The organism is Pseudomonas sp., from assembly GCF_041601375.1.
GTDB lineage: Bacteria > Pseudomonadota > Gammaproteobacteria > Pseudomonadales > Pseudomonadaceae > Aquipseudomonas.
Genome location: NZ_JBFIIG010000024.1, coordinates 23,800 through 37,185, shown reverse-complemented (window position 1 = coordinate 37,185; position 13,386 = coordinate 23,800). Strand labels below are relative to the sequence as shown.

The 13,386-nt window shown below is 66.3% G+C and carries 16 protein-coding genes and 1 riboswitch; of the genes, 3 read left to right on the top strand and 13 right to left on the bottom strand.

Annotation, left to right across the window (positions count from 1 at the left end; genetic code table 11):
* The first annotated feature begins 25 nt into the window (after window positions 1–25).
* Window positions 26–1,948, top strand: a complete 1,923-nt coding sequence (locus tag ABZE94_RS05780) for a TonB-dependent receptor (protein ID WP_372874574.1) — start codon at window positions 26–28, stop codon at window positions 1,946–1,948.
* 164 nt (window positions 1,949–2,112) lie between these two features.
* Here the strand turns inward: ABZE94_RS05780 and ABZE94_RS05775 are convergent, their stop codons facing one another.
* The 13 genes from ABZE94_RS05775 to nrdR form a co-directional block, all read right to left on the bottom strand.
* On the bottom strand, window positions 2,113–2,910 hold the full coding sequence (locus ABZE94_RS05775; RefSeq protein WP_372874573.1) for a cobalamin-binding protein: 798 nt from the start codon (window positions 2,908–2,910) through the stop codon (window positions 2,113–2,115).
* Complete coding sequence (locus tag ABZE94_RS05770) at window positions 2,910–3,326, bottom strand: MFS transporter (RefSeq protein ID WP_372874572.1); 417 nt, start codon at window positions 3,324–3,326, stop codon at window positions 2,910–2,912. The genes ABZE94_RS05775 and ABZE94_RS05770 overlap by 1 nt, the downstream gene beginning before the upstream one ends.
* Window positions 3,323–3,943, bottom strand: coding sequence for a GTP cyclohydrolase II (gene ribA / locus ABZE94_RS05765; RefSeq protein ID WP_372874571.1), 621 nt, complete (start codon window positions 3,941–3,943; stop codon window positions 3,323–3,325). Before ribA ends, ABZE94_RS05770 begins: the two co-directional genes overlap by 4 nt.
* Window positions 3,944–4,118: 175 nt before the next feature.
* On the bottom strand, window positions 4,119–4,757 hold the full coding sequence (locus ABZE94_RS05760) for a TIGR02281 family clan AA aspartic protease (RefSeq protein WP_372874577.1): 639 nt from the start codon (window positions 4,755–4,757) through the stop codon (window positions 4,119–4,121).
* A 24-nt stretch (window positions 4,758–4,781) separates the two neighbouring features.
* Complete coding sequence (locus ABZE94_RS05755) at window positions 4,782–5,519, bottom strand: ABC transporter substrate-binding protein (RefSeq protein WP_372874570.1); 738 nt, start codon at window positions 5,517–5,519, stop codon at window positions 4,782–4,784.
* Between the two features lie 182 nt (window positions 5,520–5,701).
* Complete coding sequence (locus ABZE94_RS05750) at window positions 5,702–6,214, bottom strand: phosphatidylglycerophosphatase A (protein WP_315852827.1); 513 nt, start codon at window positions 6,212–6,214, stop codon at window positions 5,702–5,704.
* Window positions 6,207–7,175 carry a thiamine-phosphate kinase gene (thiL, locus tag ABZE94_RS05745; RefSeq protein ID WP_372874569.1) on the bottom strand — a complete coding sequence of 323 codons (969 nt, stop codon included), beginning with the start codon at window positions 7,173–7,175 and terminating at the stop codon, window positions 6,207–6,209. Before thiL ends, ABZE94_RS05750 begins: the two co-directional genes overlap by 8 nt.
* A 101-nt stretch (window positions 7,176–7,276) precedes the next feature.
* Window positions 7,277–7,768, bottom strand: a complete 492-nt coding sequence (nusB, locus tag ABZE94_RS05740) for a transcription antitermination factor NusB (RefSeq protein WP_372874568.1) — start codon at window positions 7,766–7,768, stop codon at window positions 7,277–7,279.
* Window positions 7,765–8,241, bottom strand: a complete 477-nt coding sequence (gene ribE / locus ABZE94_RS05735; RefSeq protein WP_090498849.1) for a 6,7-dimethyl-8-ribityllumazine synthase — start codon at window positions 8,239–8,241, stop codon at window positions 7,765–7,767. Before ribE ends, nusB begins: the two co-directional genes overlap by 4 nt.
* 51 nt (window positions 8,242–8,292) lie before the next feature.
* Window positions 8,293–9,390 (bottom strand): bifunctional 3,4-dihydroxy-2-butanone-4-phosphate synthase/GTP cyclohydrolase II, encoded by a 1,098-nt coding sequence (gene ribBA, locus ABZE94_RS05730; RefSeq protein WP_372874567.1) that lies wholly within the window; start codon window positions 9,388–9,390, stop codon window positions 8,293–8,295.
* Window positions 9,391–9,402: 12 nt separating this feature from the next.
* Window positions 9,403–10,065 (bottom strand): riboflavin synthase, encoded by a 663-nt coding sequence (locus ABZE94_RS05725; RefSeq protein ID WP_372874566.1) that lies wholly within the window; start codon window positions 10,063–10,065, stop codon window positions 9,403–9,405.
* Window positions 10,066–10,190: 125 nt separating this feature from the next.
* A riboswitch (FMN riboswitch) is annotated at window positions 10,191–10,351 on the bottom strand.
* A gap of 140 nt (window positions 10,352–10,491) precedes the next feature.
* The gene (ribD, locus tag ABZE94_RS05720; RefSeq protein ID WP_372874565.1) at window positions 10,492–11,604 is read right to left on the bottom strand and encodes a bifunctional diaminohydroxyphosphoribosylaminopyrimidine deaminase/5-amino-6-(5-phosphoribosylamino)uracil reductase RibD; all 1,113 of its coding nucleotides are present in this window, start codon (window positions 11,602–11,604) and stop codon (window positions 10,492–10,494) included.
* Window positions 11,601–12,068 (bottom strand): transcriptional regulator NrdR, encoded by a 468-nt coding sequence (gene nrdR / locus ABZE94_RS05715; RefSeq protein ID WP_372874564.1) that lies wholly within the window; start codon window positions 12,066–12,068, stop codon window positions 11,601–11,603. The genes ribD and nrdR overlap by 4 nt, the downstream gene beginning before the upstream one ends.
* Window positions 12,069–12,217: 149 nt before the next feature.
* On the opposite strand from nrdR, the gene ABZE94_RS05710 reads away from it, so the two are divergent.
* The gene (locus ABZE94_RS05710) at window positions 12,218–12,655 is read left to right on the top strand and encodes a hypothetical protein (protein ID WP_372874576.1); all 438 of its coding nucleotides are present in this window, start codon (window positions 12,218–12,220) and stop codon (window positions 12,653–12,655) included.
* A complete protein-coding gene (locus tag ABZE94_RS05705; RefSeq protein ID WP_372874563.1) occupies window positions 12,652–13,347 on the top strand; it encodes a methyltransferase in 696 nt (231 codons plus the stop codon). The genes ABZE94_RS05710 and ABZE94_RS05705 overlap by 4 nt, the downstream gene beginning before the upstream one ends.
* Window positions 13,348–13,386 lie beyond the last annotated feature (39 nt).

The window sequence follows — 13,386 nt, the reverse complement described above, 5'->3', positions numbered from 1 at the left end:
TGTTCTGTCTTTTGAGGATTTACCGATGAAATTATCCCGCATTGCCCTGGCAGTGGCGCTGCTACCGCTGGCTGCCCAGGCTGAACCCGAAGAGCCTTACCAGGCGCCGCCGTTGGTAGTGACCCGCGGCACGCCCCTGCAGGCACCCGCCCCCAGCAGCGTCGCGGTGATCACCCGCAAACAAATCGAAACCAGTGCCGCCAGCAGCCTGGTGGAAGTGCTGCGCACCCAGGCCGGCCTGCAGATCCGCGACACCCTCGGCGACGGCAACCGCGTCGCCCTCAGCCTGCGCGGCTTCGGCGAGAACGCGGCGAACAACACCCTGGTGCTGGTCGACGGCCGCCGCCTGAACAACCCGAGCCAGCAGGCGGCGGACCTCAACAGCGTGCCCCTGGCCAACATCGAGCGCATCGAGATCATCCGCGGCGCCGGCAGCGTGCTCTATGGCGACCAGGCGGTGGGTGGGGTGCTCAATATCATCACCCGCACCCCGAGCGAAAACGAGGCCTACGTGGAGACCAGCCGCGGCAGCCATGACCTGGAAGCCTACCGCGGCCACGTGTTCCAGCAACTCGGCGCCGGCTTCTCGCTCTATGCCAATGGCGAGGCGCGGCATGCCGATGGCTACCGCGACAACAACAATGCCAGTTACAGCAACGCCTTCGCCCGCCTGCGGCATGACCACGACGGCGGCTGGCTGCTCGCCGAATACCAGAGTATCGATGACGAGTTGCGCCTGCCCGGCGCCCTCAGCGAGACCCAGCGCCGTGCCGACCGCAAGGCCAGCGTCAAGCCGCTCGACTTCAGCGACAGCAAGACCCAGGTCAACCGCTTCGCCGCCCGCCAGGCGCTCACGGAGAACTGGACGGCCGACTTCGACTACAGCTACCGCGACAGCGATGCCAAGGGCTTCCTCTCCGGTGCCTTCACCCAGGGCACCCGCGTGGAGACCTTCAGTCCGCGCCTGACGGCGCACTGGGACACTGGGCTCGGACGCAGCGAATGGCTGCTCGGCCACGACCACATCACCAGCGATTACGAACTCGGTTCGGCCTTCGGCGACACGCTGTTTCGCCAGACCCTGCGCGACTGGTACAGCCAGTTGAGCCAACCGTTGGGCCACGACCTCAGCTTGACCCTGGGCTACCGCGCCAGCGAGGTGGAGGACCGCAACCAGGGCCTCGGCCTGCGCCACACCGACCGCGAGGACAGCAGCAGCCTCGGCCTCAGCTGGCAGGCCAACGCCCAGACCCGCCTGTTCCTCAAGCGCGAAGATGTGCTGCGCTTCGCCAACGTCGACGACAACGGCTTCACCTCACCCGGCACCAGTTTTCTCGAGCCGCAGACCGGGCTGTCTTGGGAAGGCGGGATCGAATGGCAGGACGCCATCCAGCGCTATCAGCTGAGCCTCTATCGCCTCGATCTGCACAACGAGATCGCCTTCGACAGTGCAGCGCCGGGCCCCTTCGGCCCCGGCGCCAACGTCAACCTGGACGATACCCGGCGCGACGGTCTGTTGCTGGAAGGTCGGCGCCAGCTCAGCGATCGCCTGAGTCTGAACGGGCAGTACAGCTTCACCGATGCGCGCTATCGGGCCGGCAACTTCAAAGGCCATGACGTGCCCTGGGTAGCGCGCCACACCGCCGGCCTGAACCTCAGCTACCGGGTCCTCAACGGACTCACCGCCTACCTGGAAGCCAACTACACCGGGCCCCGCTACCTCTCCAGCGACGACGCTCATGTCATGCCCCGCGAAGGCGGCTACACCCTGTTCAATCTTGGCCTGAGCTACGACTACCAGCAGTTCAGCAGCCGCCTGCGGATCAACAACCTGACCGGCAAACGCTATGACAGCTTTGCCGGGCACAACGCGTTCGTCGCCGGCAACAAGGCGCTCTATCCGGCGCAGGAAGAAGAACTGCAACTAAGCGTCGGTTACCGTTTCTAGGCGTCAGTGTGTAGGGTGGGCTTCAGCCCACCACCAGCGTGCCGGTGGGCTGAAGCGGAACGCCGCCCGCCCCTACGCAAGGGGGAACCGTCAGAACGTAGCCCGGATGCAATCCGGGGATTCGCTGCCATAGATGAAGACCATTCCCGGATTGCCTCCGGGCTTCAGCGCGCCTCGGCTAACCGCTGGCACAGCCGCTCGGTCGCCGCCAGCATCTGGAAGCTGGGCCGTTCCAGGCCCTTGTCCGGCACCTGCCAGAGTTGCTCGCGGATCACCGCGGTCAGGTGCGGCCAGCTGCGCCAGACCTCCAGCTGCGCGCCCGAGCCTGCGAGGATCACCTCGGGATCGCGCTGCAGCACCGCCTCCACGCTGACCTGCGGCGCCGGCAGGTCGAGCTCGGCAAACACGTTCTCGCCGCCGCACACGCGCAAGGCATCGCTGATGATCTGCCGGCCACCGATGGTGTACAGCGGCACATCCCATATCTGGTAGAACACCCGCAGCGGCGGCTCACGCCGGTAGCGCGCGCTCAGTTCGGCCAGGCGCCGACTGAAGCGCCGGCGCAGCGCCTGCCCTTGCTCGTGGCGGCCGAGGCGGCTGCCGATGGCGGCGAACTGCTCGGCCAGGTGCGCCAGATCGTGCGGCTCGGTAATCAGCAGCGGGATGCCGAAGCCCTCCAGCTGCTGGCGCTGGGCGCGGCTGATGCTGTCCGGCCAGAGCAGGATCAGATCGGGTTGCAGCTCGAGCAGGCTTTCCATTTCCAGTTGACCGTAGCGTCCCACCGAGGGCAGGTGGGCCAGCGCCGCCGGCCGCTCGCCGCCATCCAGCACGCCGACCAGCAAATCGGCTGCGTCCAGCTCCACCACGATTTCACTCAGGGAGGGCGCCAGGCTGACCACCCGCTCGACTGCGCTCGCCGACCAGGTCAGCAAGGCGAGCAGGCAGGCGCCGAGACGGAGCATCAGCCGAGCTGACGGGGAATGCGGTAGAGGTAGAATAGGACGACGCTGGACAGCGCCAGGAGGATCAGCGGAATCGCCTCCAGCCCGGCGAACACCGCGATGGCGGCAACCCAGGCCGGCAGGCCGGCGCCGAGCAGGGCCAGCCGGCGACGCGCGGCCAAGGCCAGCCAGGCGGCCGGCTCTGCCGGGCTGTCGAGGGCTTTTCCGGTGGCAATCAATGCGTGCTTGTAGGCATGGAACAGCGGCAGGCTGACGAACATCGACGCCAGGCCGGCGATGAACAGCGGCATGCTCAGCACACCGACTTGCCGATCGGCGCCGAACAGCAGATTGAGCCCGAACAGCGGCGCCAGGGCCAGCCCCAGTTGCCACCACCAGACCCACGCCAGGCGACGGCGCACATCGCTGCGGGTCACAGACTTTCCTCGACCTCGCCCTGATGCAGGCTGCCGAGCATATGCCCGAGCTTGCCAGCCTTGGTCGCCAGGTACTTCTTGTTATGCGGGTTATGGTCGATCTGCAGCGGCACGCGCGTGGCCACATTGATGCCCATATCGCCCAGCGCCTTGACCTTGCGCGGGTTGTTGGTCATCAACTTGAGGGCCTTGATATGCAGATGTTCGAGCATCGGCAGGCAGATCGCGTATTCACGCAGATCGGCACCAAAACCGAGGAGTTCGTTGGCCTCCACCGTGTCGGCGCCGCCGTCCTGCAGTTCGTAGGCGCGGATCTTGTTCAGCAGGCCAATGCCACGGCCTTCCTGTCGCAGATAGAGCAGGACGCCGCGCCCTTCGGCGGCGATTGCGCGCAAGGCGGCTTCGAGCTGGAAGCCGCAGTCGCAGCGCAGGCTGAACAGCGCATCGCCGGTCAGGCACTCGGAATGCAGGCGCCCCAGCACCGGCTCGCCATCGGCGACATCGCCAAAGGTCAGCGCGACGTGCTCCTTGCCCGTGGCCGTTTCGAGAAAGCCATGCATGGTAAACACCCCGAACGGGGTAGGCAGCTGGGAGGCGGCGACGAACACGACAGACACCGGATGCTCCTAATAAATAGATAAGGGCTGGAAATTCGCGAGGGCGCATTGTAACAGCAGCCCCCGCCGGCGGGTCAGCCTGAATTACCGATGATAAGGATCGACAAGACGGCAAGCTGCATGCCAATAGCATGGCCTTGGGCTTTTCGCTCGAGGCTTATGGCTTGCCGCTGCCCTAATGCTTCGACTCCAGCACCAGCAGGTCCTGCTCCACCCGCCAGCCGACCCGACCGAGGAAGCTCATGCCGAGCAGCGCTTCGGTGGGCGAGCCGCCCTCCAGCACCACCGCCTCGACGCCCAGCACCTCCAGAGTGCCGACCTTGACGCTGTTGAGCTTGACCCGCCAGCCACGCACGGTGCCGCTGGCGGTACTGACCTGCAGCGGTCGGCCGACCACCCGGTAGTCGATGCCCAGGCGACGAGCATGGCCGTCGTTGAGGGCGACCGAGGTGGCACCGGTGTCGACCAGGAACTGCAGCGGATGGCCGTCCACCGAACCGGCGACCCAATAGTGCCCGCCGATGCCTTTGGCAATGCTCAGCTGCTGCGTGCTCGGTTCGGCAAAGCCGTTACTGTATTCGCGGCTCAGGGAATAGGCGCGCTCCACGCCATCCACTCGCAGCACGGCGCCGCGGCTGTCGGCACTGACCACCACCACCCCGCCGGGACCGGTCTGGCCGACTTTCACCAGCTTGCGCTGACCGTCGACATTGAGCACCGCGGCGCCGGGAAACAGGCCGACCACCAGCACCTGGGGCGCCGCCCCGCTCAGCCCGCAGGCCAACAGCAGGGCCCCGGCGCCGAGGACTTTCAGCCTGTTACGCAAAATTCTCACTCCTCATTCGAAGGGATAGGGCTGCTGCCAGTGCTCGAACAGCGGGCGCAAACCGCCCTGCTCGACCAGCTGAGCCATGCGTCGATCGAACACCTGGGCCAACGCCCGCCCACGCGGATTATCGGCAAAGCCCAGGTACATCGGCAAACGGATCAACCGGGTGACCCGGTAGCGGGCCCGGTCCGCCGCACCGTCGAGCACCTCATCGACCTCGGTCTGCGCATCGATGTAGAAATCCGCATGACCGTGATCGAGCATGGACAGGATACCGCCGCGGCGCTGAATTTCCCGGTAGTGCTTCAGGTTTGGCAAATAGCGCTGATATTCGTAGCCACGCATCCACACCAGACGAAACTCGCCTAGCGTTGCCTGTCTCGGCACCGGCTGATCGACCAAGCCCAGCGCACTGATCTGATCGGCGTCGTAGTGCCAGCGCGGGTAGAACACGCCCTCGTCCACCTCGTTGCGGTAGGAGCCGACCCAGGCATCGGCCTCGCCGCGCTGCACCAGGCCGATGGAGCGGGTATAGGGCACGCTCTGGATCACCAGCTCGATGCCTTCGGGCTCGAACACCTGACGCAGAATATCCCAGGCCAGACCACTGCCGTCGGCATGGGTATGGCCCTGCCAGACCTCGCTAGCCAGGCGAATCTCCTGCGGCTCAGTCGGCGCAGTCGGCGCGGCCAGGGCCCATGAGCAGCCCAGCACGCCCAGCAGTATCGCCAACCAGCATCTCGCCATGATCGATCTCGACACCTTTGGCAGGCCATGTTTAAGGCTATGTCTGGGTTAGCGGGTGAAAGGATTTTCTGGCAGCACATCTGCGCCGAAATTGCGCTTCAACCAATAACGGGTACATAGCCATCTTTAACGCCCCCCTCTTTTATCAAGAGGGGCAACGCAGCCAGTTTCTCAACGGCCGGCTACAGGCCCAGCCCGCTGGCCAGGCCATTGGCCCAGCCCCACACCAGCAACTGCATGGCCAGCCAGGCGAAGACCCCGGCCAGCACATCGTCGAGCATGATACCAACACCGCCATGCACGTGCCGGTCGATCCAGCTGATCGGCCAGGGCTTGAGGATGTCGAACAAGCGGAACATCAGGAAACCCACCAGCAGCCAGCCCCAGCCTTCCGGCACCAGCCACAGGGTGATCCACATGCCGACCATTTCGTCCCAGACGATGCCCTCATGGTCATGCACGCGCAGGTCTTCGGCGACCTTGCCGCACAGCCAGAAGCCGAACAGCATGGTGATGCCGAGCATCAGCCAGTAGCCCCAGTCCGGCAGCATCTGCCACAGCGGGATAAACGGCAGCGCCACCAGCGAACCCCAGGTGCCCGGCGCTTTGGGCAAGGTGCCCGAGCCGAAGCCGAAGGCGATGAAGTGCCACGGATTGCGCCATACCGATGGCGGCACGCTTAGCGGTTCAGTCACCGTCACTCCCAAAATGTTGATAGCCCCGCGCCTGCGGCTTGAGGCGTTGACCCTGCGGATCCAGTAGCTGCACGCCGGCCCCGGCCTCGACGCGACCGATCACATGCACCGGCCAGCCCTGCGCCTGCAAGCCGGCGAGATGCTCGGCCGGCAGGGTAAAGGCCAACAGGTAATCGTCACCGCCGCTCAGCGCGCAGTCACGCGCGCCAGCGGCGCCGAGCAGGGCCAGCAGCGCCTGCGACAGCGGCAGGCGCGCCTGCTCGATCAGCAGCGCCACGCCCGAGGCGGCGGCGATATGTCCGCAGTCGGCCAGCAGGCCATCGGAAATATCCAGCGCCGCCGTGGCCTTGCCGCGTAGCGCCACGCCCAAGCCAAGCTGCGGTCGCGGCGACCAGTAGCGCGCCAGCAAGGGCTCGGCAATCTCAGCCGGCGCCTGCCGCTGGCCGAGCACCAGCGCCAAGGCACCGGCGCCATCGCCCAGCTCGCCGCCCACGCAGAGCACATCGCCGACCCGGGCACCGGCCCGGGTCAGCGCCAGGCCATGGGGCACTCGGTCGAACACGGTCAGGGTCAGGCTCAGCGGCCCGCGCGAGGTATCGCCGCCGATCAGGCGCACGGCGCAGTCCTGCGCCATCCGATCGAGGCCGCCGGCGAAGGCTTGCAGCCAGGCCGGTTCCGCGCCGGGCAGGGTCAAGGCCAGGGTGAAGCCGATCGGAGTCGCGCCCATGGCGGCCAGGTCACTGACCGACACGCCCAGCGCGCGCTGGGCCAGCAGAAAGGGATCGGCTGATTCGGGAAAATGCACCCCGGCAACCAGGGTGTCGGTGGAAACCGCCAGCTGTTCGCCAGCCGGCAGTTCCAGCAGTGCGCAGTCGTCGCCGATTCCCAGCGCCACGCCTGCACCGGCCTGCGCACAGGCCGCCGCGGCGAAATAACGACGAATCAGCTCGAACTCACCCACGGGCGGCCACACCTGCCAGCTGCGCCGCGTGACGCGACGCGATCAGGCCGATCTCGACAGGGCCTGGCGGACGCAACCCGCAGCAGCCGTTCAAGAGACTGTCAGCGCCGGTTGGCGCGGACTTCGTCCGCCCGCAGGCGCGGCGCCAGTTTGTCCAGCACGCCGTTGACGAACTTGTGCCCGTCGGTGGCGCCAAACACCTTGGCCAACTCGATGCCTTCGTTGATCACCACCCGATAGGGGACATCGAGGCGGTTCTTCAGTTCGTAGGTGGACAGCCGCAGAATCGACAGTTCGACCGGATCGATCTCGGAGATCGGACGATCCAGCAGGATCTCGAAGGCACCGTCGATCTCGCTTTTCTGCCGCGGCACGCCGTGCAGGATCTCGTGGAAGTAGGCGCCGTCGACCGTGCTGAAATCGTTATCGACGCGAAACTGCGCCTCGATCTCGTTCAACTGCTGACCGGCCATGTGCCAGGAGTACAGCGCCTGCATGGCCAGGGTGCGCGCCTGACGCCGCGCCAGGGTTTTGCCACTGGGTGCTTTCTTGCCCGGCTGCGGCTTCTGCCCGGTGCTGTCGTTCTGGCTCACTTGGCCTCCAACTGCGCCAGCAGGCTGACCATTTCCAGGGCGGACAGTGCAGCTTCCGCGCCCTTGTTGCCGGCCTTGGTGCCGGAACGTTCGATGGCTTGCTCGATGGAGTCGACGGTCAGCACGCCGAAGGCCACCGGTACGCCGAACTCCATGGACACCTGGGCCAGGCCCTTGGTGCATTCGCCGGCGACGTATTCGAAATGCGGCGTGCCGCCACGGATCACCGCACCCAGGGCGATGATCGCGTCGAACTCGCTACGCTGGGCGATTTTCTGTGCCACCAGGGGGATCTCGAAGGCACCCGGCGCACGGATGAGGGTGATGTCGCTTTCGCTCACACCGTGGCGAACCAGGGTGTCGACGGCACCGCTTACCAGGCTTTCGACAACGAAGCTGTTGAAGCGGCCAACCACCAGGGCGAAGCGGCCCTTGGGGGCGATAAAAGTACCTTCGATGGTCTTCAGGGTCATAGCGAGTCTCGTCTATTTAAAGAGCCGGGCCGCGATTGGCGGCCCTTGGGATTATTCAGAGGGCAGGTATTCTACAACTTCCAGATCGAAACCGGATATCGCATTGAACTTCATCGGCGAACTCATCAGGCGCATCTTGCGCACGCCCAGGTCGCGGAGGATCTGCGAGCCGGCTCCGACGGTGCTGTAGGTGGTCGGATTGGCCGTCACTTTCGCCTCGCCGCCCAACTGCCGCTCCAGGTGCGCCAGCAAGTCCGGGCCGGTCAGCGGGTTGCCCAGCAGCAGCACCACGCCGCTGCCATCCTTGGCCACCTCGGCCATGGCCGCACGCAGGCTCCAGCGGCCAGGCTGCTTGACCATGAACAGGTCGCGCAGCGGGTCCATGTTGTGCACCCGCACCAGGGTCGGCTCATCGGCGCAGATGGTGCCCAGGGTCAGGGCCATGTGCACATCGTTCTCCACCGAGTCGCGGTAAGTCACCAGGTTGAACTGGCCCAGCTCGCTGTCGAGGAGCTGCTCGCTGACGCGCTCGACGGTGCGCTCGTGGATCAGCCGGTAGTGGATCAAGTCGGCAATGGTGCCGATCTTGATGTCGTGGGCCTTGGCGAACTCTTCCAACTCGGGACGGCGGGCCATGGTGCCGTCATCGTTCATGATTTCGCAGATCACCCCGCTCGGCTCGAAGCCACCCATGCGCGCCAGGTCGCAGGCCGCCTCGGTGTGACCGGCACGGGCCAGCACGCCACCGGGCTGGGCCATCAGCGGGAAGATGTGGCCGGGGCTGACGATGTCGTCGGCTACCGCGCTCCGGGCGGCGGCGGCCTGCACGGTGCGCGCGCGGTCGGCGGCGGAAATGCCGGTGGTGACGCCGACGGCCGCCTCGATCGAGACCGTGAACTTGGTGCCGAAGCCGGAGCCGTTGCGCGGCGCCATCAGCGGTAACTTGAGCAGCTCGCAGCGCTCGCGGGTCATCGGCATGCAGATCAGGCCCCGGGCGAAGCGCGCCATGAAGTTGATGTGCTCGGCGCTCACGCACTCGGAGGCGATGATCAGGTCACCTTCGTTCTCGCGGTCCTCGTCGTCCATGAGGATGACCATCTTGCCGGCGCGGATGTCTTCGATCAGTTCTTCGATGCTGTTGAGAGCCATGCTGGCGATTCCTTAATTCTTCAGGTAGCCGTGTTCGGCCAGAAAACTTTCCGTCATGCCCGAGGCATTCGGCTCGGCGGCCTTGTCGCCAAGCAGCAGACGCTCCAGGTAACGCGCCAGCAGGTCGACCTCGAGGTTGACCTGCCGGCCGGGGCGATAGTCGACCATGATGGTCTCGGCCAGGGTGTGCGGCACTATGGTCAGCTCGAATTCGGCGCCATTCACCGCATTGACGGTCAGGCTGGTGCCGTCGACGGTGATCGAGCCCTTGTGGGCGATGTACTTGGCCAGCTCGCGCGGCGCGCGGATGGTGAATTGCACGGCGCGGGCGTTGTCGGCGCGGGCAATGACTTCGCCGACACCATCAATATGGCCGCTGACCAGATGGCCGCCGAGGCGACTGGATGGCGTCAGGGCCTTTTCCAGGTTGACCGGGCTGCCGGGCTTCAAGTCGATAAAGGCGGTGCGCGCCAGGGTCTCGCGGCTGACATCGGCCCAGAAACCGTCGCCGGGCAGTTCCACCGCAGTCAGGCAGACGCCATTGACCGCGATGCTGTCGCCCAGCTTGACGTCGCCCAGGTCGAGCTTGCCGGTGGCCACATGGACACGCACGTCGCCGCCCTTGGGCGTCAGCGCACGGATGCTGCCAATGGATTCGATTATGCCGGTGAACATGGGTCCTCCGGTGCTCGAGTGAAGCTGATGTTGAACAGCATGAATGAACTCCTGTTTTGCACAAAACAGGGCACTGCCGATCGATAGGGATTTCACGGGTACGCACAGGGCACCCGAGGAGGGAATCCCGCTCTCTCTTTATCCGGACTATACCGTCGGCCCCGGAATCACACCGGGTCTGCTGTCCTTGCCGGGTTGCTTACGCAACCCGGACAAGCGCTCGCGGGCTAGGCACTCGAGCGCCATTACCGCCGGTGGGGAATCACACCCCGCCCTGAGAACGTTGCGGCCACCGCAGTGGCCGAGACGCGTTTTACCATAATTGCCGCGTGCCTGCATCGCCGCGCGACAAGTCGTGCTGGCACCTGGCCGATCCGTCGCATCCGCCAATGCCGGTGTCGCGAGAAGATCGGCGCGACACAGGCCCTAGTCGGCCGGCACCGCGATGATCCGCCAGTCGTCGCCGACCGCGCGCATCTCGACGATCTTCAGCGCCTGCGCCTCGGCCATGCGTGCCAGCGGCAGTTCGAGCAAGGGCCGCGCGCTGGAGCCGAGAAACTTCGGCGCGACGAACAACTGGTACTCATCGACCAGGCCCTCGCGGGCGAAGGCCCCGGCCAGGCGCGGCCCGGCCTCGACCAGCACTTCGTTGGCACCGCGCCCGGCCAGTTCGGCCAGCAGTTTGTGCAGATCGACATGGCCGCTACTGCCCGGTACAGCCAACAGTTCGTGACCGGCGTCCAGGTAGCGATCACGTGCCATAGCGGCCGCGCAGGTCGCCACCAGCGTCGTGCCGGCCTGAAAAAAAGGCGCCGCCAGCGGCACCCGCAGGCGTCCGTCGACCAGCACCCGCAACGGTGGCCGGGTCATCGCCAACGCCGTCAGCTCGGCATCCAGGCCCAGTTCAGCGGGGCGCACGGTCAGGCGGGCGTTGTCCGCCAATACGGTATCGGCGCCGCTCAGCACCACACTGGCGCGGGCCCGCAAGCGCTGCACCGCGGCGCGGGCAGCCGGCCCGGTAATCCACTGGCTCTCGCCGCTGGCCATGGCGGTGCGACCGTCCAGGCTCATCGCCAACTTGACCCGCACGAAGGGCAGGCCCTGTTCCATGCGCTTGATGAAGCCGGCATTGAGCGCCCGTGCCTCGGCTTCCAGCACACCGGCCTGGACTGCGATCCCGGCTTGCATCAGCCGCGCCAGGCCATTGCCGGCGACCTGCGGATTGGGATCCTGCATGGCCACCACCACCCGCGCCACGCCGGCCGCGATCAGTGCATCGGCACACGGCGGGGTGCGACCGTGATGGCTGCAGGGCTCCAGGGTCACATAGGCGGTGGCGCCACGCGCCTGCGCGCCGGCCTGGCGCAGCGCATGCACCTCGGCGTGCGGCTCACCGGCGCGCGCATGCCAGCCTTCGCCGACGACCTGCCCGTCGCGGGCGATGACGCAGCCGACCCGCGGATTGGGGTGGGTGGAATACAGGCCCTTGCCGGCCAGCTCCAGGGCGCGGGCCATGCAGGCATGATCGATGCTCATCATTGCTCTTTGGCGGGCTCGCGGGACAGCCGGTCGATTTCCTCGCGGAACTCGTTGAGATCCTGGAAGCGCCGGTACACCGAGGCAAAGCGAATGTAGGCGACCTCATCGAGTTTTTGCAGCTCGCTCATCACCAACTCGCCGAGCACCAGCGACTTGATCTCGCGCTCGCCGGTGGCGCGCAACCGGTGCTTGATATGGGCAATGGCCGCCTCCAGGCGCTCGATGCTCACCGGGCGTTTCTCCAGGGCGCGCTGCATGCCGGCCCGCAGCTTGTCTTCGTCGAAAGGCTGGCGGCTGCCGTCCTGCTTGATCAGCCGCGGCATCACCAGCTCGGCGGTTTCGAAGGTGGTGAAACGTTCTTCGCAGGCCAGGCATTCGCGCCGACGACGCACTTGCCCGCCCTCGGCGACCAGGCGCGAATCGATGACCTTGGTGTCGTTGGCACCGCAGAAGGGACAGTGCATAGGAGGGCAGCCGCCTTGAACAGGAAAGCGCCATGGTAGCGCATCCCGCCGGCAAGACAAGCCGAGGACTTTGCGCTATACAGGCGCGCGCCCAGCTACTCTTCAGGTTCAGGCATACGGTTTCTTTCGGATCCACCACCCAGATGATCATTACCATGCGACTGCTCGCTCCCCTCACCCTCGCCGGACTGCTCGCGGCCTGCGCCGGCGAACCCGCCGTGTCGCCCCAGCCGCCGACCACGTCGGCGCCCGCAGCCACGCCTGCACCTCTGCCGGCGCACCTGCGTGAGCTCAGCGGCAGCCTGCTCGGCGTCCCCAGTGGCAGCGAAGTCGAACTGGCCCTGCTGCTGATCGATGCCCGCGGCCTGCCCCAGGGCCTGCTGGGCAACGTGCAACTGAGCGGCAGCGGCGCGACGTTGCCCTTTCGCCTGCCGTTCAACCCCCAGGCCTTCATCCCCGGCACCCGGGTCGAACTGCGCGGACGGGTCAGTCAAGCCGGCCGCCTGATCCTGCGCCTGCCGCCACGACCGATTCGCCACCACGACAGCCAGCAACTCGGCGAGTTGCGCCTGGTGCCGGCGCCATGAGCCCAACTGCCACCCTGCAAGCGGCGCTGAGCGAGCTGCTCGGCGACGCCAGGCTGGTGGCCGAGCACTTGCCCGCTACCGAGCTGAAACTCTGGCTGATCGATGCCGCCAATATGGCGCGCGCCTTCAACCCCGAAGAAACCCGGCGCATTCTCGAGGAGCCGCCCTACTGGTGCTTCTGCTGGGCCAGCGGCCTGGTGCTGGCGCGCTGGCTGGCCGAGCATCCGCAGTGGGTGCGCGGCAAGCGCGTACTGGACTTCGGCGCCGGTTCCGGCGTCGCGGCGATTGCCGCGGCCAAGGCTGGCGCCCTCGAAGTGGTGGCCTGCGACCTCGACCCACTGGCCCTCGAGGCCTGCCGGGCCAATGCCGCACTCAACCAGGTGGAACTGGGCTACTCGGCGGACTTCTTCCAGGAAGCCGACCGCTTCGACCTGATCCTGGTCGCCGACGTACTCTACGACCGCGCCAACCTGGCACTGCTCGACCAGTTCCTCAGCCGCGGCCGTCAGGTGCTGCTGGCCGATTCGCGGGTGCGCGACTTCCAGCATCCGCTGTATCGACGCCTCGGCCTGCTGGACGCCTGTACCCAGCCGGATCTGGCCGAGCCGGCGGAGTTTCGCCAGGTCAGCCTGTATTACGCCCGGAGGGCGCAGCGGCAAGCTTTGCGCTCTCACTTGCCGCTTATGGCTTAAAGCTTGTGGCTCTTACTTGCAGCTTAGGGCTCGAAGCTT

Excerpts from the sequence above, each read along its gene's own strand:
- ribBA (WP_372874567.1), bottom strand. The coding sequence starts at position 9,390 with ATGGCTCTCAACAGCATCGAAGAACTGATCGAAGACATCCGCGCCGGC.
- ABZE94_RS05755 (WP_372874570.1), bottom strand. The coding sequence starts at position 5,519 with ATGGCGAGATGCTGGTTGGCGATACTGCTGGGCGTGCTGGGCTGCTCA.
- ABZE94_RS05725 (WP_372874566.1), bottom strand. The coding sequence starts at position 10,065 with ATGTTCACCGGCATAATCGAATCCATTGGCAGCATCCGTGCGCTGACG.
- nrdR (WP_372874564.1), bottom strand. The coding sequence starts at position 12,068 with ATGCACTGTCCCTTCTGCGGTGCCAACGACACCAAGGTCATCGATTCG.
- ABZE94_RS05775 (WP_372874573.1), bottom strand. The coding sequence starts at position 2,910 with ATGCTCCGTCTCGGCGCCTGCCTGCTCGCCTTGCTGACCTGGTCGGCG.
- ribD (WP_372874565.1), bottom strand. The coding sequence starts at position 11,604 with ATGATGAGCATCGATCATGCCTGCATGGCCCGCGCCCTGGAGCTGGCC.
- ABZE94_RS05705 (WP_372874563.1), top strand. The coding sequence starts at position 12,652 with ATGAGCCCAACTGCCACCCTGCAAGCGGCGCTGAGCGAGCTGCTCGGC.
- ribE (WP_090498849.1), bottom strand. The coding sequence starts at position 8,241 with ATGACCCTGAAGACCATCGAAGGTACTTTTATCGCCCCCAAGGGCCGC.
- ABZE94_RS05780 (WP_372874574.1), top strand. The coding sequence starts at position 26 with ATGAAATTATCCCGCATTGCCCTGGCAGTGGCGCTGCTACCGCTGGCT.